The organism is Xanthomonas sp. WHRI 10207 (genome assembly GCF_040202975.1).
Classification (GTDB): Bacteria; Pseudomonadota; Gammaproteobacteria; order Xanthomonadales; family Xanthomonadaceae; genus Xanthomonas.
On record NZ_JBEGDX010000003.1, the window covers coordinates 692,576 to 717,780 of the forward strand.

General features: G+C 58.9%; 24 protein-coding genes, 1 other RNA gene and 2 pseudogenes. 15 read left to right on the plus strand and 12 right to left on the minus strand.

The features are described from left to right. Positions 1–103 precede the first annotated feature (103 nt). Both ABQU90_RS13355 and ABQU90_RS13360 read left to right on the plus strand, forming a co-directional pair. A complete protein-coding gene (locus ABQU90_RS13355) occupies positions 104–649 on the plus strand; it encodes a transposase (protein WP_323521451.1) in 546 nt (181 codons plus the stop codon). A gap of 170 nt (positions 650–819) precedes the next feature. After that, positions 820–1,084, plus strand: a pseudogene (locus tag ABQU90_RS13360) (IS4 family transposase); the annotation flags it as partial. 789 nt (positions 1,085–1,873) lie between these two features. Here ABQU90_RS13360 and ABQU90_RS13365 read toward each other — a convergent pair. Both ABQU90_RS13365 and ABQU90_RS13370 read right to left on the minus strand, forming a co-directional pair. Continuing rightward, positions 1,874–2,590: a DUF6630 family protein gene (locus ABQU90_RS13365; RefSeq protein WP_349780865.1), complete on the minus strand. Its 717-nt coding sequence runs from the start codon at positions 2,588–2,590 to the stop codon at positions 1,874–1,876. 3 nt (positions 2,591–2,593) lie between these two features. Continuing rightward, positions 2,594–3,292 carry a transposase gene (locus ABQU90_RS13370; RefSeq protein ID WP_323521454.1) on the minus strand — a complete coding sequence of 233 codons (699 nt, stop codon included), beginning with the start codon at positions 3,290–3,292 and terminating at the stop codon, positions 2,594–2,596. A gap of 333 nt (positions 3,293–3,625) precedes the next feature. Here ABQU90_RS13370 and ABQU90_RS13375 point away from each other — a divergent pair, with 333 nt between their 5' ends. Continuing rightward, positions 3,626–4,105, plus strand: coding sequence for a hypothetical protein (locus ABQU90_RS13375; protein WP_323521456.1), 480 nt, complete (start codon positions 3,626–3,628; stop codon positions 4,103–4,105). 427 nt (positions 4,106–4,532) lie between these two features. Here ABQU90_RS13375 and ABQU90_RS13380 read toward each other — a convergent pair whose 3' ends face one another. Both ABQU90_RS13380 and ABQU90_RS13385 read right to left on the minus strand, forming a co-directional pair. Further along, positions 4,533–5,090 (minus strand): hypothetical protein, encoded by a 558-nt coding sequence (locus ABQU90_RS13380; RefSeq protein WP_323521458.1) that lies wholly within the window; start codon positions 5,088–5,090, stop codon positions 4,533–4,535. Positions 5,091–5,218: 128 nt separating this feature from the next. Beyond that, the gene (locus ABQU90_RS13385) at positions 5,219–5,530 is read right to left on the minus strand and encodes a hypothetical protein (protein ID WP_323521459.1); all 312 of its coding nucleotides are present in this window, start codon (positions 5,528–5,530) and stop codon (positions 5,219–5,221) included. 109 nt (positions 5,531–5,639) lie between these two features. Between ABQU90_RS13385 and ABQU90_RS13390 the strand changes: the two genes are divergently transcribed. After that, the gene (locus ABQU90_RS13390; protein ID WP_323521803.1) at positions 5,640–6,227 is read left to right on the plus strand and encodes a transposase; all 588 of its coding nucleotides are present in this window, start codon (positions 5,640–5,642) and stop codon (positions 6,225–6,227) included. A 679-nt stretch (positions 6,228–6,906) separates the two neighbouring features. Here the strand turns inward: ABQU90_RS13390 and ABQU90_RS13395 are convergent. The 4 genes from ABQU90_RS13395 to ABQU90_RS13410 form a co-directional block, all read right to left on the minus strand. Next, complete coding sequence (locus tag ABQU90_RS13395) at positions 6,907–7,299, minus strand: hypothetical protein (RefSeq protein ID WP_323521461.1); 393 nt, start codon at positions 7,297–7,299, stop codon at positions 6,907–6,909. Positions 7,300–7,455: 156 nt separating this feature from the next. Then, complete coding sequence (locus ABQU90_RS13400; RefSeq protein ID WP_323521463.1) at positions 7,456–8,643, minus strand: XVIPCD domain-containing protein; 1,188 nt, start codon at positions 8,641–8,643, stop codon at positions 7,456–7,458. 3 nt (positions 8,644–8,646) lie between these two features. Beyond that, positions 8,647–8,979, minus strand: coding sequence for a hypothetical protein (locus ABQU90_RS13405; RefSeq protein WP_323521464.1), 333 nt, complete (start codon positions 8,977–8,979; stop codon positions 8,647–8,649). A 214-nt stretch (positions 8,980–9,193) separates the two neighbouring features. Next, complete coding sequence (locus tag ABQU90_RS13410) at positions 9,194–10,033, minus strand: hypothetical protein (protein WP_323521466.1); 840 nt, start codon at positions 10,031–10,033, stop codon at positions 9,194–9,196. 333 nt (positions 10,034–10,366) lie between these two features. Between ABQU90_RS13410 and ABQU90_RS13415 the strand changes: the two are divergent. The 5 genes and pseudogenes from ABQU90_RS13415 to ABQU90_RS13435 all read left to right on the plus strand — a co-directional run. Beyond that, a pseudogene (locus ABQU90_RS13415) lies at positions 10,367–10,516 on the plus strand (hypothetical protein); the annotation flags it as partial. A 100-nt stretch (positions 10,517–10,616) separates the two neighbouring features. Further along, entirely contained in the window at positions 10,617–11,069 is a 453-nt protein-coding gene (locus ABQU90_RS13420; RefSeq protein WP_323521468.1) for a SymE family type I addiction module toxin, read from the plus strand. 123 nt (positions 11,070–11,192) lie between these two features. Then, a complete protein-coding gene (locus ABQU90_RS13425; protein ID WP_323521470.1) occupies positions 11,193–11,792 on the plus strand; it encodes a hypothetical protein in 600 nt (199 codons plus the stop codon). A gap of 36 nt (positions 11,793–11,828) precedes the next feature. Further along, complete coding sequence (locus ABQU90_RS13430; RefSeq protein WP_323521471.1) at positions 11,829–12,983, plus strand: XVIPCD domain-containing protein; 1,155 nt, start codon at positions 11,829–11,831, stop codon at positions 12,981–12,983. A gap of 562 nt (positions 12,984–13,545) precedes the next feature. Beyond that, positions 13,546–14,082, plus strand: coding sequence for a hypothetical protein (locus ABQU90_RS13435; protein WP_349780866.1), 537 nt, complete (start codon positions 13,546–13,548; stop codon positions 14,080–14,082). A 106-nt stretch (positions 14,083–14,188) separates the two neighbouring features. Here the strand turns inward: ABQU90_RS13435 and ABQU90_RS13440 are convergent, their stop codons facing one another. Together ABQU90_RS13440 and ABQU90_RS13445 are read right to left on the minus strand one after the other, a co-directional pair. Further along, positions 14,189–14,989, minus strand: a complete 801-nt coding sequence (locus ABQU90_RS13440) for a hypothetical protein (protein ID WP_323521475.1) — start codon at positions 14,987–14,989, stop codon at positions 14,189–14,191. Between the two features lie 63 nt (positions 14,990–15,052). Then, positions 15,053–17,182 (minus strand): ankyrin repeat domain-containing protein, encoded by a 2,130-nt coding sequence (locus tag ABQU90_RS13445; RefSeq protein WP_323521477.1) that lies wholly within the window; start codon positions 17,180–17,182, stop codon positions 15,053–15,055. 283 nt (positions 17,183–17,465) lie between these two features. On the opposite strand from ABQU90_RS13445, the gene ABQU90_RS13450 reads away from it, so the two are divergent. Beyond that, on the plus strand, positions 17,466–18,386 hold the full coding sequence (locus ABQU90_RS13450) for a hypothetical protein (protein WP_323521478.1): 921 nt from the start codon (positions 17,466–17,468) through the stop codon (positions 18,384–18,386). 168 nt (positions 18,387–18,554) lie between these two features. Here the strand turns inward: ABQU90_RS13450 and ABQU90_RS13455 are convergent, their stop codons facing one another. After that, the gene (locus tag ABQU90_RS13455) at positions 18,555–19,958 is read right to left on the minus strand and encodes a hypothetical protein (protein WP_323521480.1); all 1,404 of its coding nucleotides are present in this window, start codon (positions 19,956–19,958) and stop codon (positions 18,555–18,557) included. Between the two features lie 315 nt (positions 19,959–20,273). Between ABQU90_RS13455 and ABQU90_RS13460 the strand changes: the two genes are divergently transcribed. From ABQU90_RS13460 to ABQU90_RS13470, 3 genes are all read left to right on the plus strand, one after another. Next, the gene (locus ABQU90_RS13460) at positions 20,274–20,876 is read left to right on the plus strand and encodes a hypothetical protein (protein WP_407078750.1); all 603 of its coding nucleotides are present in this window, start codon (positions 20,274–20,276) and stop codon (positions 20,874–20,876) included. 90 nt (positions 20,877–20,966) lie between these two features. Continuing rightward, positions 20,967–21,042: non-coding RNA, sX9 sRNA (locus tag ABQU90_RS13465), on the plus strand. A 93-nt stretch (positions 21,043–21,135) separates the two neighbouring features. Beyond that, complete coding sequence (locus ABQU90_RS13470; RefSeq protein ID WP_115526966.1) at positions 21,136–21,456, plus strand: excalibur calcium-binding domain-containing protein; 321 nt, start codon at positions 21,136–21,138, stop codon at positions 21,454–21,456. A 103-nt stretch (positions 21,457–21,559) separates the two neighbouring features. Here ABQU90_RS13470 and ABQU90_RS13475 read toward each other — a convergent pair whose 3' ends face one another. Beyond that, positions 21,560–23,149, minus strand: coding sequence for an SDR family NAD(P)-dependent oxidoreductase (locus ABQU90_RS13475; RefSeq protein ID WP_115561179.1), 1,590 nt, complete (start codon positions 23,147–23,149; stop codon positions 21,560–21,562). Between the two features lie 394 nt (positions 23,150–23,543). On the opposite strand from ABQU90_RS13475, the gene ABQU90_RS13480 reads away from it, so the two are divergent. Both ABQU90_RS13480 and ABQU90_RS13485 read left to right on the plus strand, forming a co-directional pair. Beyond that, entirely contained in the window at positions 23,544–24,188 is a 645-nt protein-coding gene (locus tag ABQU90_RS13480; protein ID WP_323514397.1) for a hypothetical protein, read from the plus strand. A gap of 3 nt (positions 24,189–24,191) precedes the next feature. Further along, entirely contained in the window at positions 24,192–25,181 is a 990-nt protein-coding gene (locus ABQU90_RS13485; protein ID WP_323521483.1) for an XVIPCD domain-containing protein, read from the plus strand. Positions 25,182–25,205: the final 24 nt, after the last annotated feature.

A 25,205-nucleotide genomic window follows, 5' to 3' on the forward strand; every position in this document is an offset into this window, starting at 1 on the left:
AATCAAGCGAACCGGTCGTACAGGCCCGCGCGGCGATGTCTGATAGCGGACCTGTGTCGCTCCCGTCAGGCTGAGGTCTTCTTCTTGAGCAGGAGGCCCGGCCATGCCGCGTCAGCCGCGTCTGGAACTGCCCGGCGTTCCGATGCATGTCGTCCAGAGAGGCGTGAACCGGTACGCGATCTTCTTGGACGATGAGGATCGGCATCACTATTGCTTGCTGTTACGCGTGGCCTGCGAGCGCTTTGCTGTGCGGGTGCATGCGTTTGTGCTGATGGACAACCACGTGCACCTGCGGGTCTCGGCGGAGAAGGCTGGCGCAGTGTCTTCGGCGATGCGGCTTAGCGGCCAATCATATGTGCAAGCCTTCAACGTCAGGCACCGGCGCAGCGGAACCCTGTGGCAGGGGCGGTTCAAGTCCTGCTTGGTGCAAACCGAAAGGTATGTGCTCACGGTCTTGCGCTACATCGAACTCAATCCGGTACGCGCCCGCATGGTGGCATTGCCAACCGAGTACCGCTGGTCAAGCGTGCACACGCAACTGGGGCGCGCGAAAAGCCAACTCATCACGCCGCACGAGGTCTATCTACATCTGGGCTGCGATGCAGCCGAGCGGGTGTCTTCTATGCAAGATGGCTTCATGCGCGTTTAGCCCCAGAGGACGGACAGTCAATCTGCCTCCACCTCATGCCTTGGGCGACCCGCGCTTCCAGGCAACGGTGGAGCGTGCATTGGGCAGGCCAACGACGTGCCGTCCGCGTGGTCGTCCTGCCGGGGATATTCAGATGGGTTAATTGCCTCTTTTTCTTTAAATGTCTTTAAAGTGCAGCGCGTGAGAGCGAACCATGCCTCATCGTTTACATCTACCAAGTTGCAAGCACCCAGCGCAAAGTAGTTGGTGAATGTGTATGCACGATGGATGCAGACCGAGCTCCCATTTCGTGATCTGAAGTCGCATCGCTACGGCCAAGCACTGAAAGATAGTTTGACCCGCCACGGTCAGCAGCAGCAAATTCTGTTGTTGATCAATGCGCTGGCGACATTCGCCAACTGGCTGGACTTTGGCTGCGAGTCCACCAGTATTGTCTAATGGCTATCGCGGAATAACGGGGTCAGGTTCACTTATCAGTCGGTAGCGCTTGGCTTCCGTGGCCGATGAGCAGGCCTGACTCCCGCTAAGCGGCGGGTCTTGGCTTCGATCATCGCTTTGAAGGCCTCATAGCCAAGGGCTGGCTGCTAATGTAAACGGTGGCGAGCAGTTCGTCGAGAAAGGTAGCAGGGTTAGGTCCACTTCTGGCTATATTTGAATCTGGCCCCATACCCGTGGCGCGTGTGGTTTCTAAGTAAGTGGAGAGAGCAATGAGCAAAGTTTCCCCGGGGACTGCTAGTTAGCCTGTAGGGCGAGGGAGCTTTGTAGGAGCAACGCCTGAGTTAGGGCGGAATCTTGAACTGCCGCGGTGATGGCGGCTGCGAGTGCTAAGGTCATGGGCAGCGACATAGGTATCCTGCTTCAGTGAGTATCTTCGTTGACTCTAGCGCCCTTCATTCGATTTAGTATCGCGATTTTTTCGTTCTCAATTTCCATGTTCTGGTTAATTTTAACCGGAAAGCACTACGTAAAATATTTTGAAGTTAATTTCAGGAACAAAGGTGGATTCCTTAAGTATATAGCTATCGCCCCCTTGATGATTCTAGGTGGCCTTGCAGTGGTAGTTATAAACTTTGGTGCGGCAGTTATAGGGGGCGAGCAAAGGGCAGTGTGGTTAGCTCGCGCGGTGGGTTGCGATAATCTAATTATGCGGACACCCTTCCGAACGTTGACGGCGCAGCCTGAAATTTGTGTAGGAGGTGAAACTGACTCGTTAGTACGGCCATTCTAAGGGTTCGAACCAGGGGCTGTGCCGTAATGCGGTTCGGCGGCAGCAAGGGTGAACAAGATCATTCCGGCATCTTTCGCGAACTGCTCAGCCAATGCCGCATCTTCAAGTTCTACCGGAAATACGAGGGCATCGTCTCCATCTGTTTTAACGTGCCACAAATGGTAGCCGCGCGCATAAAGCCATTGCTCCAATGCCCTTAACACCGAAAACATCGATCGATCGGCTCCTTCCGAAGTCCAGCGCCAACGGTCCGGAAGCTCAAGAGCTTCGAAGATCCTGTTGATCTGCCATTCGACCTCGCTACTCCCATTCCAATCTACGTAGATAGAAAGAGGGTGCTCGGCTCCCAAGTTTGTGCCGCTCGCGAACGCCATGGGCACATCATCGTTCGTACTGAATGCTTGACTCGCTTGTGAGGCTATCGCCTCGGCGCGCTTTGCACCGAGTCTAGTCGCAAGTAGCTTAACCAACTTTCGGAGGCATGCGATTTGGCGCTTGCTGAGGATCACTTCCTCATCAAAGTGCGCTTCACTCTCTGAAACTTCCACACCATATCTAGGAACAGTTCCGCTCCCCAGTAGCGCCCGCATCATGCGCAAAAAAAATTGGCTCATGTGTATTTTGAGATTAATTGGCATTTGAAATGCATGAAAAGCACTGCCTCGCTGGTCTGAGCGCTGGTATCTGGACAACGATAACGGGGTCAGGTTCACTTATCAATCGATAGCGCTTGGCTTCCGTGGCCGATGAGCAGGCCTGACTCCCGCAAAGCGGCGGGTCTTGGCTTCGACCATCGCGCGGAAGGCATCATGGCTCAAAACTCGCTGCTGCTTTAGATGAATGCGGATGCTGGCGAGCAGTTCGTCGGACAGGGCTTCATCGAGCAGCGCGCGGTAGGCGTTGGATCGCTCAACAGAGTTGCTGCCAAGCGCAAGCCAACACTGATGTGGTGTCAGTGCGGAGTGCCTACGCTGGCCCAAATTGGCCGGGCAACTGGACCAGCGATACGTCGCTGGGTCGTCAGTCAGGTGAGCGCGCACTGGGTTGAGCTCAATGTAGCGATAGCAACGAAGGACGTAGTCAGCACTGTCTACCAAACAAGCTTTGTAGCGCCCTTCCCATAGCGTGCCGGTGCGTCCGTGGCGGCCATTGAACAGCGCCACGTAGTTGCGCCCAAGCCGCTGCATCAGCTGCCCGATCCGTCCCGTTGCAGGTGGCGTGGCAAGCAAGTGCACATGGTTGTCCATCAACACATAGGCGTGCAGCTGGCAGCCTGTGGCATGTAGGGCCTCATGCCACAGGTGCAGGTAGCGCAATCGGTCGCCATCATCGAGAAAGCAGGGCAAGCGGTTGTTACCGCGCTGCACGATGTGCTGCGGAGTGTCGGGAAGGTCGATACGCGGAAGTCTGGCCATCCGGCAAGACTCGCAGCAAGGCAATGGTGCTGATAGCGAGGACACCCTCACGAAAGACAAGGTCGCAGCCTGAAGTTTGCGTAGGAAGTAAACCTGACCGCTGTTGGCGGTGTATAAATAAGCAGAGGCATAGACTCGCGGCTTGCTAGTCTTGCGTAAAGTGAAGGGATACACATGCAACGATACGGGCAACTACTGCTATGTGTTCTGGTCTGCGCAGGCATCTCGCTGCTGACAAGCTGCCAAGCACAGACAACCCAAACGCAGGACGTGCCAACGCGCGTTGTGGCTAATGGGCAGGTTCCCATCGTACGACCGTTGCAGTTGGCGGAGATGACCAGTCCGATGGTGGTCGAATTCAACGTGCAGCCTCCTGGCAAAAATGCGACTGGCACACTCTTCCTGGGTATCCGTGTCGGTGACGAGGATGCTCTGAAGTCTCTTGAAGCTGCTCAAGCGCTCCGCAGATCTGGCTTGCACGCTGAGCTTGTTCTGAAACGGCTTGAACCAAGCGGCGCAACCAACATGCCATTGGTGCGTGTTGAATCGAGGCCAGGAGTTCCCGCTCAGACCATCGCTGTGAGTGCAGACGGCCGTGTTCCAGGCGTGTGGCTGGACGATGTGGATAGCTCGTCCCTTCAATCTGCGGGTCTGGAATCTCCAGAGCGTCGCTACACGCAGCTTGCTTTCGCATGGGCGCAAGGAATTCAACCTGGCAAGTATCAGTTGAGCATCAGGCTGCTTGGCCAGCCGCCCCAGCTTGCATCGATCGAATCCGAGTTGCCGGTCGCTTACCGACACAAATCAAAGTAGGTAATCTCATGGACGATAAGTACGCTATCACCCTCCCAAACACTGAGGCTGTAGCCTGAAAATTGCGTAGGAAGTTAACCTGACCCCGTTAGCGGGGCCTCACGCAGCAGATGCAGGTAGCGCAATCGGTCGCCATCATCCAGAAAGCACGGCAAGCGGTTATTCCTCCGTTGCACGATATGCTGTGGGATGCCGGGAAGGTCGATGCGTGTGAGTCTGGCCATGGCGCAAGACTCGCAACCAGACGTTGGTGCTGATATCTAGGAGACGTCTCAAAAGCTGACGCCATAGACTGAAATTCGCGTAGGAAGTAAACCTGACCACTGTTAGTGCGGACAAGCGATGTGCCGTCCGTGCATTGGTCCTAGTGACGAGGTCGAGACAGTTTAGCTGCCTCCTGTCCCATTCAAGATTAATGACGCGACGCTCAATTCGTCAGCTGAAGCAATTCCGAAAGCTGGCCGAGCTTTCCGCTGCAGATACCGTCACCTTGACGCTGCAGCATCGGTGGGGATTGCTTTGTGGTCGTGTCTACTAGGATAAATCGACACATGCGTGTACCCGTCAGGATAGGAATGGGCCCCTCGTCGTACTCGTATCCGCCTCGCAGCTCATACGTATGCTCTGGAAGTAGAACGGTATCGAAGACGATTTCGCATTTACGCCCGAGAGATGCGTATTCACGATAGTAGAAGCGTAATGGCTTAAGCGCAGTAACGCGCTTGGGTTCTTGCACTGCCATTGATTCGTTCATCCAGAATAACGCGCGATAGGGCGGCTGATTCTTCTTGGGACCCTCGCCGCACTCCTGGCCGTCCGCCATGAAGATAGCAGTTGATTCATTCTTCCCACTCAAGTGCTTCAGCTTATTGACGATCGTAGCCGCTGGAGAGCCCGGAGATGGTTCGTTGACAAGCGTGCCTGGAGTGCTGGCACAGCCGATGAGGAAGGGGAGTAATGCGGCACTAAAGAAAACTGACTTCATCGTGGTCGTTAAGGATCTGTGTAGGATCAGTATATCGGCAGTAAGACGACAATGTTGAGTTATTTCGTCACTATCCGCCCAATGTCCCCCTAAGTTTGAGTAGCAAGTAACGGGGGCAGGTTAACTTATCAATTGACGGTGCTCGGCTTGCATGGCCGATGCGTCGGCCTTACGCCCGCAAAGCGGTGGGTCTTGGCTTCGACCATCGCGCGGAAGGCGTCGTGGCCCAGAGCTCGCTGCTGTTGTAGATGAAGGCGGATGCTGGCGAGCAGGTCGTCGGCTAAAGCTTCAGCGATAAGGGCGAGGTAAGCGTTGGGGTAAAAGGGGATGGAGGTAATTAAGCGAACCGGTCGTACAGGCCCGCGCGGCGATGTCTGATAGCGGGTCTGTGTCGCTCCCGTCAGCTTGAGGTCTTCTTCTTGAGCAGGAGGCCCGGCCATGCCGCGTCAGCCGCGTCTGGAACTGCCCGGCGTTCCGATGCATGTCGTCCAGAGAGGCGTGAACCGGTGCGCGATCTTCTTGGACGATGAGGATCGGCATCACTATTGACTGCTATTACGCGTGGCCTGCGAGCGCTTTGCTGTGCGGGTGCATGCGTTTGTGCTGATGGACAACCACGTGCACCTGCTGGTCTCGGCGGAGAAGGCTGGCGCAGTGTCTTCGGCGATGCGGCTCAGCGGCCAATCATATGTGCAAGCCTTCAACGTCAGGCACCGGCGCAGCGGAGCCCTGTGGCAGGGGCGGTTCAAGTCCTGCTTGGTGCAAGCCGAACGGTATGTGCTCACGGTCTTGCGCTACATCGAACTCAATCCGGTGCGCGCCCGCATGGTGGCATTGCCAACCGAGTACCGCTGGTCAAGCGTGCATGCGCATATGGGGCGTGCAAAGAGCCAGCTCATCATGCCGCACGAGGTCTATCTGCATCTTGGCTGCGATGCAGCCCAGCGGGTGTCTGTCTATGCACAATGGCTTCGTGCGGGTCTAGCCCAAGAAGACGAACATTCAATCCGCCTCCACCTCATGCAGGAGCGCGCCTTGGGTGACCCGCGGTTTCAGGCAATGGTAGAGCGTGCTTTGGGCAGACCAACGACGTGTCGCCCGCGCGGTTGTCCTGCCGGGGAAATTCAGGTTGGCTAATTTCTTCTGTCCCTTCAATCGTGTAAACACCCGAGATCGAGCAACAGCCGCCGCAGCGTCCGTTGGACGTTGTGTTTCGCGGTCATGAGTGGCCCCTGATACCTTGATCGCTGCGTTGCCGGTGTCGACGACACGACCTGCCAGTCGCTTATCGGGTTGGAGCCGGGGACTGCGGTAAGAATAGGCAAGGGTTCGGGGCGCTAGGGATTAGCTTTGTGGCGGCAAGACCGGCAGAGATTACAAGAGCAATCATGATCGCCGCGGCGTACTGGCGATGCGATCCAGGATTCACTGACGCGGGTACCTCTTTGCGTTGCGTTCTTCTGGTAAGCATGTCGAGCTGTCGGGCTGCACTGTCCCAATCACTGCAATGAACCAAAACCTGATGCACTTCATCGCCATCATTTATCTGCACTCTGTAGAAGCGCCTGCTAGTCTCGTACTCGATTCGAGACTCAGTGAGCATCAAAGTGAGCGAATCGCAAAGTATCTTGTCCGTACCCGAGTAGAGGATTTCCATGGAGTGAACGCTCCCATTGGGCCGTGCAGCAAAACGCTGGCGGCTTGAGTGAATAGTGAGATAGGTAGCTGCATGACCGACTGAATGTTGCGGTTATGCATTTTACTGCTAAGACTAACGCGGTCAGGTTGACCTGACCCGCTAGCACAGACTTTAAAATTAAGGCGAAAATTTTTCTTCTGTATCCACGTAAACCACAAAGACCTCTTCGCCCGCATAGGGGACGGTGACTTTCGGCATCCAAAGCTCGGCTGGTGGTATGACAGCTTTCGCCATGGCATCGCACCTAGTATTAATGCCACATCTGCGGATGGCAATGCGCAAGATGCCGCGGTCACTTAAAAAATCAACGCCGGGAGAATAAAATTGGCTTTCCGCCGGCATGTGATAGGTGATTTGGAGCAGGTTGGATCCCAACTTTGCAACTTTGACCGGCTGCACATCACTCTTTCTATAATCAGAGCGCATACTTACTTCTGCAGATGCAGTCGAGATTGATAGCGAAAGTAATGCTGTCCCAAAAATGAGCCTAATTTTCATATCTAAGTTCATGCCAAGGTTTGGGATCCGTGTAGAAACGTTAGCACCCGCCATCTCGGCAAGCCAAAAGCTAACCTCAAACGCCGGAAGCGAGCTACTTGCAAAGTGTCTGAATACTTACGTGTTGTCTCTGCTAGGCTGGTCGAAAGGCTGCTATGACCAGGCCAATCAGACTTGCATCCTTGGTGCATCTTGCTTTTGACTCTGTTCCTGAGTTTCAGCACTCATCGCGAGTGCACGTGTCTGTTCGGCAGACTGCACGCGCGCTTGGCTTTGCTCAACCGAACTCTCCACCGCATCTGCCGTGCGCATTTGCTCACGGTGGTACACGGAGGTGGAGGGATCTCCCTGGACCAGGAAAACGTACTCGCCGGCGGCCGCCCGGGCACCCGCTTCGCCAAGCACCACGCTGTCTACGCGTTCCAGTCCCTGCTCTTTGGCAAGGGCATACAGGCTCCAGGTCATACGGTCACTTGCCGCATCGGGAACACGATTCAGCGAATGATCGATCCGATGTACACCATCCTGGATTTGAGCAAACATGGGATCGCTAGGCGATGGAGCCTGCGCGCTGAGCTTGAAACCATCCGATGATCCACGCGACGGCGCGGCCGGATCCTGAGGTACCAATGGCTGCCCACTCGTAGGAGGCGCGATTCTACGATCGTCTGCATCGAACCACTGCTTGCCGTCAAACCTGTAGCCACTGCGTACCGATGCCGCGCCGACGTCTTGATAAAGGTCTTCCCCAAAATCCGGGGCGTTGACTGTCTCGCCTTGTGCGTTCTTCGGCAGAACAGGTTGAACGCCGCTGGCTTTGAGCAAGTTGCTGACAACACCGTTGCTGTTGTTGTGCAGCGGGGAATATTCCAGTTGTGCGTGATTGATCTGCTCGCCAGCCTTGACGGCGGACTCGAGCTTTGCGGCTAGTTCCTGGTCAGAGCCACTCCAGGCAACGATACGCTCGTGACGCTCGCCCGGTGCTGGCCAGTCTGGAGCGGCGATCGTCTCTTTCACGACGTCGCCTCTTACGTCCCGTGCAATGCCAGGGTCGGAAGGATCCAGCTGATTCAAGGGAACTCGCTCGTAGTTCCCGTCCTGCTTTAGTCGGTACCCAACTTCATAAGGCGCAACGTAAGGCGCCGCTTGGACAATGATGTGCCCAAACTTCTCCGAGCCAAGAACCGTGCTCTCGGCAAAATTTTCCAGGTCATTTCCCTCGGCTCTGGTGTCGGGTCCTCCACGTACTACAGTCTGGCTGCCATCGGATTTCTGAAAGAGCAGGTAAAGATGGCGGCGGTCACCAGCAACCTCGCTTGCCCCCACGAAAATTGTTGCCTTCTTCTGCTCATCCATAACTTATTCTCCAATATCCTGCGGAGCCCGATTCACCACCAGCGTACTCAAGTGGATTCCGTCAGCAGAATGAAAGCCGACCATCCAGGTAACCGGCACAGCTGGCGCCGTCACCGATGGCTGCGCCTCTTTCACGACAGAGGCAAGCGTACACACCATCGATGCTTTGTAACCTGCGCCGGGAGAGCTCAACGCTTGGCAGTGAAATCCAAGATCCTCAAGGTTCTTCTGCGCAGTCGTAAGCGGTGACCCGATAGGATTAGCGGCCTGAAGCTCTTGCCTCGCCTTGGAGGCAGACTGCTGACTATTAAAGCCGGGCCGTGAGTCTTGCTGCATGGCAGAGCATCCTGGTATGAAGAAGAGACTAGCGGCTACTAGCAGTGCTAGAGAACTAAGGTTGGCGCGAGGATTCGTTTGCATGATTTTACAGCTCCACCGCAATCACACGGATGGTTATCCATGTGTAGACCGGTTGCAAGTATGCCCCCTGCGGGGTAGCGGAGCTATGAAGTTACGGAGGCGGACTAACCTGACCATGTCTGACCCCAATCTATGCATCAGCTGCTGTTACGTCTTTCTCTTTGCCCTTTAACGCCATCTCGAGCAAGTATTCATAGGTCTGCAGCTTACCCCTAGCCGATGTGGCAACCCAGCAGATCATCCAGAAGAACAGCAGGAAAATACCCAGCATTGCTGTCAATGGGGACATTGCTAAAGGATTGCCACCAGCGCGAAGAACCAAAAAGAGCGACACCGCAACCGGCAGAAGTCCTAGCTTGTCGATGCTTCCAGCCAATAGCGCAATGCGGCCCGCACGGCGTGTATGGCTGTAGCGGGCGTGATCCAGCATGATTTGCAGGGTTGCTGCCGGATACCCTTGCAGCCAAGTCACCTCCTGCATAAATTGCTCTAGCTGATGATCAGTGCGCATTGCTTGATCTAATGTCCATCGACGTAGATCACTCACAATCCCATAGATGCCAAGCAGCATCAGGACACCCAATGCCACTAAAGCAACCCGGAGGCCTGCGGTTGCTACCTTTACTAGCAACTGAGGCGGAACACTTGTGAAGCTGAGGAATGATGCAATCAGCGTCGAAGCGATTGCCAACGCCATAACGATGGCGGCGCCGTGGAGGAGGCGGCTTGGGCTGGCGCTATCTGTTGGAAACTCCGGTAGCGCGCTGAGGCGCTCTTCTAATGCCTTGAAAGTCAAGGGCACGACCGGTGCTACGCCGCTACTTTCCATGACGCCTGCCATCGTTGAGTGATACGGCAAGATTAAAGGTGTCTGCTCTACACAGCCAGGTGGAAATGATGGGACGGCACGAAATTTCTTTCGTAGTGCGTCCGGTGCATAGCGGGCCTGTGATCTCAAATATTTGATCACACAGGTCGTGTGTCGCTGCCTTTCGGATCTGCCTTCTAACAACAGATGACCACGGTTGACATCGCGATCCGTGCGCTGCAATCTCCAAATCAAGGAGCGTCGAAACTCCTCACACAGCGGTACCCACCTCCGTCAAACCGATGGGTTTTTTGTGCCTGCATCCCGCAGGTACAACCGATGCGATGCCTGCGTCGGGAGGGCGGCAAATACAACACCCGCAAGGGAAATACGCCCGCCGGCTCTTAGCGGTTTCGAACCTCCCGACATCCCGTCGCCGTTGGCGGCGGTTCTTGGGTTGTTCCAGGAGTGCGTTGCCATGTCTACCGACCATCCATGCCGGCATCGGTGCCGGGTTATCTGTTGCCAGCCTCCGCTCACGTCGTGCTGTGCGAAGCAAGCGAGGTGTTACGCCGGCTGGCCGCACGCGCGGCTATTGAGCAGGACAACGACGATCCCGCGCGGCAGTTGCTCAGCCAACCCGGTGTGTTGTCGCAGGCCTTGCGCCGCCTGTCCGCACGCATCGACGTGGCGTTGCAGCAGTGCGTTACTGCACCCATCCCAACACTCGCTACCCGGAGGCGCCATGACACGTCGCCGCCCACCCAACGCGTCCGCCACCGCACGGCCCAGCCGTCAACGTGCGCGCCCAGCGCCACCCAAGCGGGTGCAGTGGGGCGTTGTGGAACCCGACCGCACCAAGCTGCCGCCGCTGCTACCGCCCGACCCGGACGCCTCCCCGCAAGGCCCCGGCACGCTACGCGCGCCCCGCCGCGCTCGCCGCCCACGCCAGCGCACCGTCAGCTACGCCCATTACCCAGGTGCCCACGACCACGCCGGCGACCACGCCGGCGACCAGCACGTGCCCCACGTCCGCCTCAGCGGCCTATGGCTGGAGCAACTGGGCTTTGCTATCGGCACCAAGCTGCGCATCACTGCCAGCGAAGGGCAGCTGCTGATGGAGGTGTTGCCGCCGGTGGAGGTGCCTGCAAAGCACCTTAGGGCGCGTCGGTTAGCGCCGCCCGCCGCATTCAGCTGAATCCTGTCCGCCGCTAGCCGATCTTGCAAACGAAGAACCACGTGAAGTAATTGCTGCCGCCGCCTGATCCGAGGTCATCAACGTGTTAAATTTCAGCGCTATTCTTAGTGCAGGATAAGGGAGATGGCCCTTCACGTTGGGAAATCCCATGGCCGGCGAGTTAACCAAGGACGTAATGCCTTCCCTCAGGCAACGTTGTTATCAATTGCGCTGCTGGCACTATGCACCTTTCATGCGGGGTGTGCCCCGAGCACTCCACGCGATCAGTTAGCCATAGCGGCTGCAAAGCCCTCCGCTGAAACTAGGAGAAAAGACGTGACGGAACGCCTTAAACAAGACGTCGATCGTTTGATAGCAACCGACTTCCAGGATGTCGCCGCCGTCAGTACTCAGCTCCAAGCTCAATTTGGACCACGGCACTTAGATGGAGAAAGAGAGCTTCGGGTAAGCGAGCAAGGCGTGCTGGCAGGTGAAAGGGTGCAGCATGTTGAGTTCATCAATGCAATAAATGATCCATCGCGTGGAAAGTTGGTTATCGATTTCTCGCCACCTGGTCCGGGTTTTATGGAGTCTCCCTGGGTAGACGCTATTCCTTACCCACCTCGTCCAGATGCGCGAGATTCCAGGGCGTATTGGGAGATGACAGTTAACGGCACTAAAGTCATTTTTGGTCTGACGGAAGATCAGTCACACCTAAGCTATATTTCGATCAACAAACTTTGAGATAAAGTTTGATCAATCAAGCAAGGGAAATGCGTGATGGAAAGTAACGAAGAAGAAAAATTTCCACAGCCGCGACAGGTAGGTGCACCATCCAGTGGCGCGCTACCGGCTTCTCCGCTGAAGGATCCAGCATTAGCGCCTTTAATTAACTCTTCGCCTACACTCCAAGCGGGCCTTTCCCAGTTCAAGCGCGATGGCATAGGCGTTGATTGGGGTGGCGCGGGTGGAGGCACCTACCTGGAACCAGGTAAGAGAGTAGTGATTGATCAGAACGCAACTGGCAAAGGTGAACGAATCGCTAGATCACTATCACACGAGATTGGACACCATGGGTTCACCGAGCCTAAAGATTATTCTTCCAAGCAAGCTTATGTGAACAACATGCTTCGCGGCGAAGCAGCTGCAACGCTCAGTAACGCAGTAGTCCGACGTGAGATTCTGAATCATCAGGGGCCGGATATCGGTATTTCTGGGAGCGGCACGAGGCCGCAGCAGTACGAGGCAATTGCAGATCAGCAAATGGCAGGTCGCATCACACGCGATGCTGCACTGAACCAGATTGCCCAGGTCTTCAAGACGGAACAACCTTCGGTCGCTCCAAGTAAGACATACGAGCAATATTATGGCGATTACTACGACAAACACATCGTCCCCTGGAAGCTTAAACAGGGGCGACCGGAGCCCGGAGCCGTTGGCGACATCACTACTTCTGATGTGAAGCAGGGTGGACTTGGATCTGAGTCACATCCGGCATCACCGAAGACCGCGTTGTTGCCCTCACAGCCAGGCCATGCGGACCACCCGCTTTACCAGCAGATCAAGGGTGGCGTGACGCAGCTAGACGCCCAGCATGACAGGCAGTGGGATGCATCGAGCCAACGCATGACCGCCAGCCTGCTTGCGTTGGCAAAAGGGGAAGGACTGTCGCGGGTGGATCATGTCGTGCTCAATAACCCGACACCGCAGTTGGCCGGCGGCGAAAAGGTCTTCATCGTCCAGGGTGCTCTCAACGACCCGGCACACCAGCGCGCACATATGCCGACGGTGGACGCCGTGCAGGCGCCAGAGGCGCAATCGTTCGACCGCCTGCAGGCAATCAACCAGACTCAGGCCCAGGCGCGTGAACAGCAGCAGGGGCTTGAGCAGTCGCAGCAATCTGCTATCCAGACAGGGCCAACAATAGCCCGCTGAGATATTTCATGTCGTCGGTATCGGCTTTCACTGAGTGCGACGGAGGATGAGAAGCTGGTGAAAAATTCACTGACGTACGCCGTGCTCTGGTTGCTCGCTACAACCGGTTGCACTTACAGGTTCGCTCAAATTGGTATGGATAAGCCGTCCGGCCCCTCGCTGTGTTCAGAGGTCCTGGACTGGGAGCGCATAAGCGCACCTCGGGCGCTGCGAGTGACGCCACAGATTGTCGAAGACGAGAACGGCCGGTCTTATCGCTTTGATCTCGGTGGGCGAAAGGGGCTGCGCCATCTGGAGGCCAGTTGTGGATTCGGTGCATATGCTGAATGTAGCTTTGAGGCAACTGATTCGAATGGACGAGTTTTTCGATTCTCCGAAATGTCGACGTTTAGCCTCTGGGAAAGTCGACAAGAGTTCTATCTTGTCTACCATGTCGTGGATCCTAAAAGAAAGTCCGATAAAGGATTGCGAAGAGTCGTCAAGATGGATGATCCACCCTCAGAGATTTGTAATCAGATCGGTGACTACTCAAATTTAATGTAGTTTCCTGAGAAGAATGTCAATGAATCTTCTAGTAGCCTGGGTCTGGAGTTTGTTAGGTGGAAGGATCGCGACTACCGCCAAGATGCGCGCGCCTTGCGCTTCTGGTAAAACATCGCTCTACCGCAGGAAGGAGCCGCGCCGTATGCCATTCGCTATCTTCCGTTCTTACGTTTCGGCATCGGCCGCAGTGGTCGTTGCCACCTTTGCAGGATGCGCCATGACCGAGCCGCCAATCTCAAACAAACAGTTTTCCGAGCATGTTGTGACGCTGCTGGCAGGCAAGGATTCGGCTGTGGTGGAAGCCGGTAAGCTGACCGATTTCCCTTGGAAGACGCTGTGCTTCGAGCGCGATGACAGCCTGTTGCTGAAGTTCGATCGCGACGGAGAGACATCCGTGCTGCCGTTGCCTTATGAAGATTTCTTCGTGGACGAGACGCATGTGGCCAATTCCCTGGAAGATAGCTGTGTCACGCCATCCGATCGCATCCTGATCAAGAAGAAGTATCCGGGCTATCAAGCACCTATCGAGTTTCAGAACGTATCGCAGGAAGGATAAGCCGTGGTCGGATCTGCGGACGCCAGACGTGAGATTGCGCCATGGGGATTTTGGTATTACGAAGAGTTGAGCCGCGCTCGAAGTAATACCGGTTGAATTTAATGCTTTAGTTCTTTTGCCTGGTGAGCCCTTTCCTGCATAGCGCAAGATTGGTTCGCGCTGCGCGCACGATTGCCAGATAGCGGTCCGCAAGGATCGGTGGCCAGTTCTCCATCACCGCTTCGTCTTCTGTCGCTGCGTCTTCCGCGTAGGCATTCAAGGTCTCCAGACACTGCGCATAGAGCGCGTTCTTGTACTGGGTGATTGCCAGATCATTGCGGATATCTCCCTCTTCTTCCCATTCCAGCGTCGGCGCACATTGCGCCAGTACCGGGGACAAGGTGGCCAATTCCGTCTTGTAGTCCTTGCGGTCGTAATGCTGCTGAAATGCCGTGCGCGTGCGCGCTAGGGAGTTGCCGCTGCAGCCGGCTATGGCCCGCAGGTAGGGGGCTTCGAAACCGCCGTTATAGCCGCACAAAGACTTGCATTCGACCGGCGTGGTGGTGGTCACGTCGATACCTTCGGCGTTGCCCGCAAACTGCACTTTGCAATCCGTGGGACCCATCTCGCTTGTGGCGATGCCTTGGCTTCCATCGATCACGCCTTCTAGAAAGCACATGGCTTGGCCGTTAGTGCTTTCCAAAGAAAACCGTAGCGATTGCTTGTGCCTGGTCAGTCGCAGATGCCCCCATCCCTTTTCGGTGATGTATTCGCCGGGCACAAGAGCGACGCTTGCTGCGGGGTGGTCCACGATCGCTGCGGGTTCGGGCGCGCCGTCAGGCGGCTGCGCGAGGCAGATGGCGGTGAAAAATACCGTAGATGCAAGGCATGTCATTGTCAGAAGGGAGATCTTGTTTTTCCTGTCCATGCGTCTGCTGTGGCGTCCCTGAGGTTATCGAGCGATGTACATTGCCATCACCCTTGATGCACATCACCGCAATGCCGCCCGCACCGTCTGCAACGAGGCGGCAAATAGATCGACGGCGCGCTTGCCGTCGTTGTCTTTGATGGTCTTGTCGGCACCCCTGGCCACCAAGAGCGCGTAATTGGGCGCGCTTTCGTCATTGCTTTCCTGTTCGGCGGCGTAGTGCAGCAGGGTGCGGCCCCGCGCATCGCGGGCGTTGATGTCGATGCCCAGGCTCAGCAGAAAATCCAGAAAGGTCACTTCCCTTGGAAACGTGTGGCGCGGTAACCAGTGATGGGAGGTGAGGTTGTGCAACAGGGTTTGCTGTCCCGGTTGCAGGGCGAGCGGGTCCAGCCCCTTGGCCATGATCAGGCGGACCAGGTCTGGCTGGAAACAATAGGCCAGCGACGAACGCCCATCGGCTGCAATGCGGGTGGCGTCCGCACCCAGTTCCAGCAGCGCGGTGATGGGGCTATCGGCGTCTAGCGTGTGGGACAGCAAGGCCGATTGCAGCGGAGTGTAGTGCAGCGAGTCGTCGGGCTTCTGTGCGATGGCCTGCGCGTTGATGTCGGCGCCGCCGGCAACCAGTACACGCACTTTCTCGCCGGTGCTGGCGGTGTGCAGCGGAGTGGTGCCGTGGATGTCGCGCGCGTTGGGATCGGCGCCGTGCGCCAGCAGCACGCGTGCAGTGGCGACGCCGCCCCAGTCGAGCATGGTGGTGCCGTTGTCCCAGCGTGCGTCGGGGTCGGCGCCGGCATCCAGCAGTGCTTCCAGCATGTCCAGATAGTCCTGCAGGCTGAGGTGGTTGCGCAGCTTTCTGTCGACGTCTTTCACCGCCTCCTTGCTGGCTTGCTGCAGGGCATGCTTGGCGGCGCGATAGCGCTCGCGGGTCTGTGCATCCTTGGCGTGGGCGATCATGGCATCCAGCGAGTCGAGGCTGCCGATGCTGATGCTGTCGATCAGGTGCTGACGGTATTGGGCGCGGGTCATTGCGGCGATGGGCCCGCGGGTGACCACCAGATCGTGCAGCGGCCAATAGCGCTGATTGGTCCAGCCGTTGACGCGTGCGCCGTGGGCGATGAGCCAGCGCACGGTGGCCAGCGTGCTGTGTTTGACCGCCGTATTGAGCGGTAGCAACCGTGTATTGAGCGTTGCGCCGGCCGTGAGCAGGCGCGCGATCATGGCTGTGTTGTCGTGCCGGGTGGCGTAGTTGATGGCGGTGGAAAATTCCTGATCGGACGCGATGTGCTCGCTCAGCCAGTCGCTGTCCGGCGTGCAATCGGGCACGGCGCCTGCCAGCAATGCCGCCTCGATACCGACGAGCGAATTGGCGCGTGCTGCGTCCAGCAATGCGCGATCGGCCGCACTGCGCTCCACTACCGGCACTGGCGGTGTGTCGTTGTCGGGCTGTGCGGGGTCGCGCTCAAGCCAGGCAAGCCACGCCTTGGCGCCCTCGCCGCCGGCATCCAGGTAGAAGGTGTCGTTTTTCTGGCCATTGCCGAAGCGCATCCACGAGGCCCATTCGGTGCCGGCCATGCCTAACGCCGACATCTGGGTGATGAAGCTGAAGAAATCCGGGGCCAGCGCCAGGCCGTGCAGCATTTCCAGCTCGTGCGAAAAATAGCGCACCGGTTGCCTGGTGGGATCCGGGTGCGTGGTGTCGATGGTCAGCCAGTCGCCATTGACGAGGGTGTAGAAAGCGAACTGGTGTTCCCACAGTGCGGGGCTGTTGGGTGCTTCGGACAGGTCTCGATTGGCGAGCTCCTGCTTCCAGTCCAAAAACACGGGCAGGGCCATCGTGTCGATGTGGGTCAGGCTCCACACCGCGTCGCGGTTGCAGCTCATGGACGGCAGGTCTTGCTGCTCCATCGCGCGCAGGTGCGAGGGCACGTACCAGCCGAAGCTCACCTCTGCCGACAGCTCGCGCAGCACGCGACGCAGCTGTGTCGGGATCGGCAGGTGGTGACGGCGTTCGAGCGACAGCAGCTGACGTTCGGTCGCAGGCGGGGCGATCAGCAGCGGCGTCACCTGCCAGTCGCGCTTGCGGGCGATGGCTTCCATCCAGCGCCATTTCGCCTGCCACTGGGTCCAGCGTGTCTGCAGGGCGGTGTCCTGTGGTGTGCAGGCACCGAGCAATGTGGAGGTGGCCAGGGCCATGAGGCCGGCCTCGAGAAGCTTGCGGCGTGAGAGCGTGATCAGAAGCGGTTCCTTGCGTCTGGCGACGGGGCGAGGCGTCTGCGAGCAAGGATGCACGCAGCAATGCTAAACGCGCGACAAGGCTTTGCCGCATCAGCTGCGGGCGCGGGTGGGGATGTCGACCAGGCGGCCGCTGCAGGTGCTGTGTTGCGCTGGAACCCTGGGCGATCCCTGGCCGCGGGTGGGGCAGGGGCGGCGCAGGTGTCGCACGGTTGCGTAGGATAGGCAGCACGGAGGCACTCGCATGGACTCGACATCCCACCATCAGGATCGCCTGGCTTCGCGCACACGGCTCTACGCGCTGTTGGCGCGAGAGGCGCGCACCGGCGTGATCTTTCGGCGTGGGCCCAGCAAGCAGGTGCAGCTCATCCGCTGGGATCGCGCCTCCGACACCTTCGAGCACGGGCAATGGTTCAAGGGCCGCATCTACGAGCGGCGTTGCGATCTGTCGCCGTCGGGGCGGTTGCTGGTGTATTTCGCGGGCAAGCACAAAGGCGATTTCGGCACCTGGACGGCATTGTCGCGCCCGCCGTTTCTGACGGCGTTGGCGCTTTGGCCCAAGGGCGATGCCTGGGGCGGCGGCGGTGCGTTCGAAGATGAGCAGACGTTGCTGCTGAATCATCGCCCGCAGGAAGGTCGCGAGCCTTTTCCGCTACCGACAGGCTTTCAGCTGAAGCACACGATGACGGTACGGCCATTCGGGCAATGGTCTGGCGGTGGCGAAGACGAGCCGATCGACAGCGTGCTGCGGCAGCGCGATGGTTGGCGTGTGATCGACGCCGGTGAGGTGGAGCGGGGCGGCCTGCGGAGCGGGGTGCTCTACCGCTTCACGCGCCCGCGCGTGTGGGAGAAGGGCGGCAGTGGCGGGCGTCGGCTGCAATCGCGGCTGCATGCCGTGGGGCGTCAGAACTATGCGTGGTATGCGCTGGATCACCGCGTGCTGGATCGCGATGGTGCCGTGCTGGCGGACTTGCCCGGCACCGACTGGGCCGATTGGGACGGTGGCGACCTGGTGTTCGCGCGTGGCGGCTGCCTGTATCGGCTGTGCAAAAGCGATTTTCGGCGCTATCCGGAGGACGGCGAGCAGGTGGTTCGGCTGCTGCATGACTTCAGCAATGCGCGGTTTGCGCCGGTTGCACCCACGGCGGAGGCGCTGCGGTATTGATCCGCTGTGCAAAACGCCTGCGCGCTGCAGAGCTTGTAAGCTGACCAAGCGGCAGCATGCGTCGCCGTGCTTGATGCGCCGCGCCGATGTGCTCACGTTGGTGATGGATGGATCGCTCTGCATGGTTTCACTCGCCTGCGCACCCGCAGACGTGCCGCAGCGTTGCAATCAGGCGCTGTCTTGTGCGCACAGGTGAGCGAGCAGCGGCGGGTGCAGTACCGGTGGCATCGGCAGGTTGCGCAGCCCTTGTTCCCATTGCTGAAAAAACGGCGCCAGCACCAGGCGATACCAGACACTTCGCTGGCTGCGTTCGGTTTGCCGTGCGCGCAACTGTTCGACCATTGCCTGCGCGCGTGGCTGTTCATCGCACTCCAGGTGGTAGAACGCGAACGCCAGCAGCACGCTCTCGGGGCTGGCGAACAACACCTCAGGCGGAACCACACCGTTTTGGTCGCCTTCCATCCGTTGCAGCCAAGTATCGGCGGACTGCTGGAACCAGGGGTCATCTAGTTGTTCGTCAATGAGGCCGAAATACCGCGCATCCAGGTGGGGCAGCGCAGCCGCCAGGCGGTCCAGCCCGGCGCTTAGCGCCGCGTCGCTGTGGGCCTGTTTCAGCACCCATCCGCCATAGGCGCCCACGTCCGCGCTGTCCAGGATTTCCTTGCCCATGAAGGCTGTTGCGGTATCAACAAAATGCAGATCGTGCAGCTGCGTGGTCGCCGCACGCTGCTGCCAGGCCAGCAGACGTGCATGCTGCATCCCCACCTGGACGATCAGCTCACCCAGATCCGGTTCATAGATGGTCCACAGACACTGACGGCTGCCACCACGGTCGCGGATCCATTGCCAGCGATGCTCCTGTTCAACTGGCACGGGCGACCAGCCAGCGGTTTGCAGCGGTGCGCCCAGGCGTTGTTCGACTAGCAGCGGGAGCAACCCGCGGACACGTGCCTGCTGACGCTGGGCCTTGTCGCGCGCTGCGCGCAGCGCTGTTGGTGTGCGTTTGGGTTGCAGGAAGAAACGCAGGCCGATCACGCGATCGAGCTCGCCGAGTACAGCGTTGTCGCCCGGCCGCGGCAGGGCCAGGTCTTCGGGCGCGCCACGCCGAGGCTTGAGCCCGCGGTGTGCAGCCAGCGCACGGATAGCGCGCAGCGTGTCGGAAGCGAGCAGGCCGTCCAGGGTGGAGGCGATGCCGTCGGCAGCGTCGAAGGTCTCGTCCAGCCAGCCGTTGACCAACAGCCCGTAGCAGTCGGCGAACAACGCGCTGTCATCGGCTTGATCGGCGAGCATCAAAAGATCACCGAACACAGTTGCCAGCGGCAGCGTTTGGCCGATGTCTGGTTGGCGGTAAACCACGCGTGCCTGGTCTTGCGACTCCAGATAGACCTCGCCCTGTGCATCTTCGAGCCAACCCGGCGCCTCGGCGGCCAAGGCCTGCGCGCGCAAGTTCACGTCGTCGATCTCCTCGGCCGCTGTGCGCACCAGCACGCCATGACGCAGTAACTCGGTGTGCAGCCGGAACCAGGTCAGGCCGGTGTCGTAGCGCGCCTGCAGCCGAAGCAGGCTACGCATGAGCGCTGCCTTGTGCGCGCGACGCAAGGTGCTGCGATCGACCAAATGGATGCAGCGCTCGACCAACTCCTCAATAGCGTGTTGTGACATCCGGGCGTCCTTTGCGTCAGCGGTAAACATCCACGCGTCATCATGCCAGCGGTGTTGGCAACCGGGTGAGCGGGAGTCGCAGCGTGGAACTCCTGGCGCTTGGCGCGGATCAGCATGCCTGTTCGTGCGCTGTTGCGCACTTTCCATATCAGGGCGTCGTCTGTTATCAAGAACTGTCAGGTCGCGCCGCTATCACCAGCTCAATGGAATCGCTGGATTGCGATCGTGGAGAATGCGTTGAACAAATTGACTCGATTGCTGGCCTTGTCTCTGGTGTCTACGGTGCCCACCATGGCTGCTGAGCCTGCGTCCTCGCCCACCGATGGTACCGGCGCGCGCATCCGGATGTTTGGTCAAAATGGTGTTGGTATCGTGCTGTACAAGGATGCGGTGTGCACGGCCCAATATGGCGAGAAGGTGCGCGCATCCGGTTCGCTGAAAAGCGCTTTCGGGTCGTTGATGGGCTCGGTGAAGAATGAGTCGATTGGCATCCCGGAGACAGAAAATACGCGCCATCTGCGCGACCGGAAGATGATCGGTTCCAAGCCGTTCTACAAGGAATACACGATCGAGCCTGGTAAGCCGGTCGTTGTGGAGGCGGGTGCGAGCTCGCCGGCGCATTGGAGTCAGTCGCCTGGGTACCACATTGGCTGGAGCTGCGGCGCATTGCTTGCTTCTACGTTTATTCCTGAACCTGGCGCAGATTACGAGGTGGCCTTGAACCTGGATTTTCGGAGCTCGGTTTGCACGCTGGCCGTCAATCGTGTGGATGCGAACGGTCAGGTCAGTCCGGTGGATGTTGCGCCGGTTGCAAAAGACTGCAAGTAAATTGCAGCACATCGGCGCAGCAGAAATAAGAGCAGCTAACAAAACGACTGTGCATCCGCCAGGCGGGCGCGGCCGGTGCTCGGAATCGGCATGTACCACTCGTACACTCCGGTTCCTGCGCGCCGTCCACACCCACCTGATAACTGCTCGCTACCTTTTGTTAGCCACTCTAAAACAGGTGCAGCACAAGCGCTGCACGATTGGCCGTGGCAATTTACGAATGCTTGATCGAATCCCCTCACGCCCGTTAGTGCTGGCGATGTGTATCGCCGCAATTGCCTGGGTAACCCCTGCGGCTGTCGCGCATCCGGGTGGATTGAACAAGCAGGGCTGCCACAACGATCGCAAGAACGGTGGATACCACTGTCATCGCTCGGCCAGTGGCGAACGCAAACCGACGGCCGCGGCCGAGCCGCTTGATCGGTCCCAGTGGACCCCATGGACCGGGGCGGTCTTCCGCAATTGCGCAGAAGCACGCGCAGCTGGTGCTGCACCGGTGCGGCGTGGCGATCCAGGATATGGCCCACATCTGGATCGCGACCATGATGGCGTGGGATGCGAGCCGTCGCGTCGGCGCTGATGCACCACGTCACCCTGCGTGCTGATCACTGCCACGTGTGGCGCATACGTATTGCGAGCATGGGCCGCGCATCTGTCCTGGATGCGTGGCCCAGTATCACCCCTCACCAATCCGTCGGCGCGTAATCCTTCAAAAACTGCCCCCACACATGCTCGCCGGTGTTGGCGCCGTGGATGATCGGGTCGACGATGCGGGCGGCGCCGTCGACGATGTCCAGCGGCGGGTGGAAGCGTTCCTGCTGCACCTTGAGCGCGGCGATGTCGGCCGGATCTTCATCAGTGACCCAACCAGTGTCCACGCTATTCATGTGGATGCCGTCGTTTTGATAATCGGCCGCCGAGGTGCGCGTCATCATGTTCAACGCGGCCTTGGCCATGTTGGTATGCGGGTGACGGGTGGTCTTGAAGTTGCGGTAGAACTGCCCCTCCATCGCCGAGACATTGACGATGTGTTTGTCGCGCTCGGGCGTGCGCAGCATCAGCGGTTTGAGTCGCGCGTTGATGATAAAAGGCGCGATGGCGTTGACCAGTTGCGTTTCCAGCAGCTCGACCGACGGTACTTCGGCCATCAGCAGGCGCCAGGAGTTGCGGCCGCGCAGATCGACCTGCTGCAGATCCTGATCGAGACGGCCTTCCGGGAACAGGTGCTCCTGCCCGACCAGTTCGTCGTCCAGCAGCGCCACCTGCGACAGCTCGGCGGCGCGGGTGAGGCCATCGGCATCCGCCAGGCCGCGTCCGTGCACGGCCGGTAGCGCGGTAGCCGAGGCTTCGCGCAACAGCTCGGGCGTGCGCAGGCCTTCGTAATGGCCAACGAGCTTTTGGACGGTGTCCGGCAGTGCATCCAGTGCGGCGGTTTCGTTGGCCATCATGTGCGCGTAGAACTGCGGCGGGCGGCGCACGGTCTGGCAGGCGTTGTTGATGATGAAATCCAGCCGCTCGCGTGTGGCCAGCAACTGGCTGCAGAACGCCTCGACGCTGGGCGTGTGGCGCAGATCCAGGCCGAATACCTGCAGGCGATGACCCCACTGCGCAAAATCCGGTTCTTCCGCGTAGCGCGCGGCCGAATCGCGCGGGAAACGCGTGGTGACGATGAGCTCGGCACCGGCGCGCAACAACTTTAAGCCGGCCTGATATCCGATCTTGACCCGCCCGCCGGTGAGCAACGCCACGCGGCCGCGCAGATCGGCGGTTTCGGTGCGCTTGAAGAAATTGAGTTCGGCACAGGCCGGGCACATCTGATCGTAGAAGTGATGCAGCTGGGTGAACTTCTGCTTGCACACATAGCAGTGACGCAGCTCGGGCGAATGCATCGGCTCCGGCGTCTCGGATGCGTTCTCGCCGTTGTGGGCGTCGTGTAGGCCAGCGGCGTGCGGCGGGAAGACGTTCGGTGTGCTGAACACCGGCTTGCGCCGCAACGCACGGATACCACGCTGTTCGAGCAGCGCCTCTGCCTTACGCACTTTCTCCTGATGCCGCTCGCGCTCGCGCTGCTTGAGCAGCTGCCGGCGCGCCTTCGGCTCGGGGTGATAGACCTTGGCCACCACCTGGTGCAGGCGCACGCGGTCGGCCTCGGGCAACGCGTCGAGCACGCTGCGGTCGGCCTCGATCGCCTCCAGCAGGTCCAGCGCGGCGCGCAGGCGGTCGGTCAGGGGCAGGTCGTCGGTGGGCGGGGGTGCGGGAGTCGTGGTGTTCAAGGTAGATCCGGAAGAAGCGGCACAGGCCGTGGCAAGGACGGCGGGCAGCCGGGAATGCACAAAGGGACGCAGGTGAGGACGACAGCGGGCTGCCGGCTGGCGACCAGCCTCGGGCCGCCGCTTGGGCATTTTCGCCGATTGTGGGGCCGTGGCGCCAATCGACGGGTCGGAGGGGGCCGATCCCTCTGCCGCGACGGATGAGGGGCTGCAGGCTGCGACAGCCCCAGACGTGCACGGAGTCGTGATTGGGGCTGGCCGAGCGGGTGTGCTGCCGCCGCATGCGGTTGCCAGTTCTCTCATCGACGCTGACAGCGCTTAGAATCGGGTCGCACGCAGGGCCGGCAACGCGGCTTTGTGGGATGCCCACACCACGTCCAGTCAGGAAGGACCTGCCATGCCAGCATTTGCGGTTCCATACTTTTGCCGGTTCACTCTTGCACTGGCGATGGCAGGTTTGACCGCGTGCGGCGCTGCTCCAGAGCAGTCGAAACCGGCGCCCCCGATCAGCCGCGAGGTGGCCGCGAAGCGAACTGTGGTCCCACTAACGCGCCCCGTCGCCCTGGACAAAGCCGGCATGATTGCGGATCTGGAGTTCGATCTTCCCCCGCCTCGACCTGGGGCATCTGCCGATCTGATGCTGGGCCTGCGTGTGTGGGCTGCGGATGCGACATCCATGTACGAGGCCAAGGATCTGATTAATGGTGGAGAGTTCCCGGCGAGATTGCATCTGACGCGCGTGGATGGTGCAGCCCCAGTGCAGATTGCGCTGACAAGTATCAGCAAAGACTTGAGTCGTCGACTTCCTGTTGCCGAAAGTGGTGAGGTGTCTGGTACCACATCGACCAGCGTAGACAGTGCAATGCTCAAGGATGCCGGACTTCTCGACCAGAGCTCGGTGTATGGCGTGTTGAGTCTGGCCCAGGTGGAAAGAACTGTGCCCGGAAGATATCGCCTTGTTGTTGAACTCAAGGATGATCGGCCGGATTTGAATGTAAAGAATGTTGAGTTGATTGTTGCTTATTTCAATAAAGGGAAATAGTTCATGGCCAAGGAAGATCCTTACCTTCTCACAATTTATCTTGCATCCCCCGGTACGCCGCTAAAGGAAGGGGGAACATCCTTCACCGGGCATATGTATCTGGAAACTTCCCACGCTGATATCCATGAAAGCTTCGGCTTTGCACCAAGCGGAAGATCAAGAGTCCAGGGGCGCGATTCGGACGAAGTCCCTGGTGAGGTGTCCGGAAAAGATGTAGAAAATTACAGGGACCCTCAGTACGCCAGGACGATGGAGATCACCAGGGAGCAATACGAGAAAATCCGCGAATTTTCCGCCGACCCTGCGAAACATGGCTTCGACATGAAGTACGATTCATTTTCCAACTCATGCGTCGATTTCAGCTGGGCGGCACTGAATCATGCCGGTCTTTATCGCCAGACCGTCCTCGGAGGCATAAAGGGCTATGAAGGCGAGCCGAAGGTGCTGCATAACGAGCCTGAAATTCAGAAGCTCAGGGCACCGTTTCCGGAGAGTGAGTTCAACAGGGAAGTGCGCAACCCGAAGCCCGAGCGAGACCTGTGGCAACTCATCTTGTCCGATAACCAAACACAGACCGATACCGGCCGCTTGGTTGCTGATGGCACGCCGACAGACCCGCTCCATCGCCAGGCCGAGGAGGCCGTAAGCCGCCTTGAGCAAGGGCTTGGCAGGGAGTACGACGAAAACAGCGCGCGCCTGGCGGCAAGTTCTGCGTCCCTGGCCAAGGAGCACGGTCTGTCGCGGATCGATCATGTTGTATTGAGCGAACACACGCCCTCCGCGCGGCAGGGTGAGAACGTGTTTGTTGTCGAGGGAGCTCTGAACGACCCAGCGCACAAGATGGCACATATGAAAACGGGCGATGCGATCGCGCAGCCCGTCGCGCAATCCCTGGCACAGCTGCAGTCCTTGGGCGAGACGCAGCAGCAGTCACAGCAGCAGGAGCAGCAGCAGCGAGAGCAATCGATCACGCCGCAGCACAGGATGACGTGAGGTCTGCTCCATCTGGAAAGAGGT

What these genes read in the sequence shown, in the direction of transcription:
- ABQU90_RS13470 (WP_115526966.1), top strand. Translation starts at nt 21,136, where the DNA reads ATGTGTATCGCCGCAATTGCCTGGGTAACCCCTGCGGCTGTCGCGCAT.
- ABQU90_RS13485 (WP_323521483.1), top strand. Translation starts at nt 24,192, where the DNA reads ATGGCCAAGGAAGATCCTTACCTTCTCACAATTTATCTTGCATCCCCC.
- ABQU90_RS13400 (WP_323521463.1), bottom strand. Translation starts at nt 8,643, where the DNA reads ATGGATGAGCAGAAGAAGGCAACAATTTTCGTGGGGGCAAGCGAGGTT.
- ABQU90_RS13430 (WP_323521471.1), top strand. Translation starts at nt 11,829, where the DNA reads ATGGAAAGTAACGAAGAAGAAAAATTTCCACAGCCGCGACAGGTAGGT.
- ABQU90_RS13440 (WP_323521475.1), bottom strand. Translation starts at nt 14,989, where the DNA reads ATGGACAGGAAAAACAAGATCTCCCTTCTGACAATGACATGCCTTGCA.
- ABQU90_RS13380 (WP_323521458.1), bottom strand. Translation starts at nt 5,090, where the DNA reads ATGAAGTCAGTTTTCTTTAGTGCCGCATTACTCCCCTTCCTCATCGGC.
- ABQU90_RS13425 (WP_323521470.1), top strand. Translation starts at nt 11,193, where the DNA reads ATGGCCCTTCACGTTGGGAAATCCCATGGCCGGCGAGTTAACCAAGGA.
- ABQU90_RS13420 (WP_323521468.1), top strand. Translation starts at nt 10,617, where the DNA reads ATGACACGTCGCCGCCCACCCAACGCGTCCGCCACCGCACGGCCCAGC.
- ABQU90_RS13435 (WP_349780866.1), top strand. Translation starts at nt 13,546, where the DNA reads ATGAATCTTCTAGTAGCCTGGGTCTGGAGTTTGTTAGGTGGAAGGATC.
- ABQU90_RS13375 (WP_323521456.1), top strand. Translation starts at nt 3,626, where the DNA reads ATGACCAGTCCGATGGTGGTCGAATTCAACGTGCAGCCTCCTGGCAAA.
- ABQU90_RS13445 (WP_323521477.1), bottom strand. Translation starts at nt 17,182, where the DNA reads ATGGCCCTGGCCACCTCCACATTGCTCGGTGCCTGCACACCACAGGAC.
- ABQU90_RS13455 (WP_323521480.1), bottom strand. Translation starts at nt 19,958, where the DNA reads ATGCGTAGCCTGCTTCGGCTGCAGGCGCGCTACGACACCGGCCTGACC.
- ABQU90_RS13370 (WP_323521454.1), bottom strand. Translation starts at nt 3,292, where the DNA reads ATGGCCAGACTTCCGCGTATCGACCTTCCCGACACTCCGCAGCACATC.
- ABQU90_RS13405 (WP_323521464.1), bottom strand. Translation starts at nt 8,979, where the DNA reads ATGCAGCAAGACTCACGGCCCGGCTTTAATAGTCAGCAGTCTGCCTCC.
- ABQU90_RS13385 (WP_323521459.1), bottom strand. Translation starts at nt 5,530, where the DNA reads ATGGCCGGGCCTCCTGCTCAAGAAGAAGACCTCAAGCTGACGGGAGCG.
- ABQU90_RS13450 (WP_323521478.1), top strand. Translation starts at nt 17,466, where the DNA reads ATGGACTCGACATCCCACCATCAGGATCGCCTGGCTTCGCGCACACGG.
- ABQU90_RS13480 (WP_323514397.1), top strand. Translation starts at nt 23,544, where the DNA reads ATGCCAGCATTTGCGGTTCCATACTTTTGCCGGTTCACTCTTGCACTG.
- ABQU90_RS13395 (WP_323521461.1), bottom strand. Translation starts at nt 7,299, where the DNA reads ATGAACTTAGATATGAAAATTAGGCTCATTTTTGGGACAGCATTACTT.
- ABQU90_RS13355 (WP_323521451.1), top strand. Translation starts at nt 104, where the DNA reads ATGCCGCGTCAGCCGCGTCTGGAACTGCCCGGCGTTCCGATGCATGTC.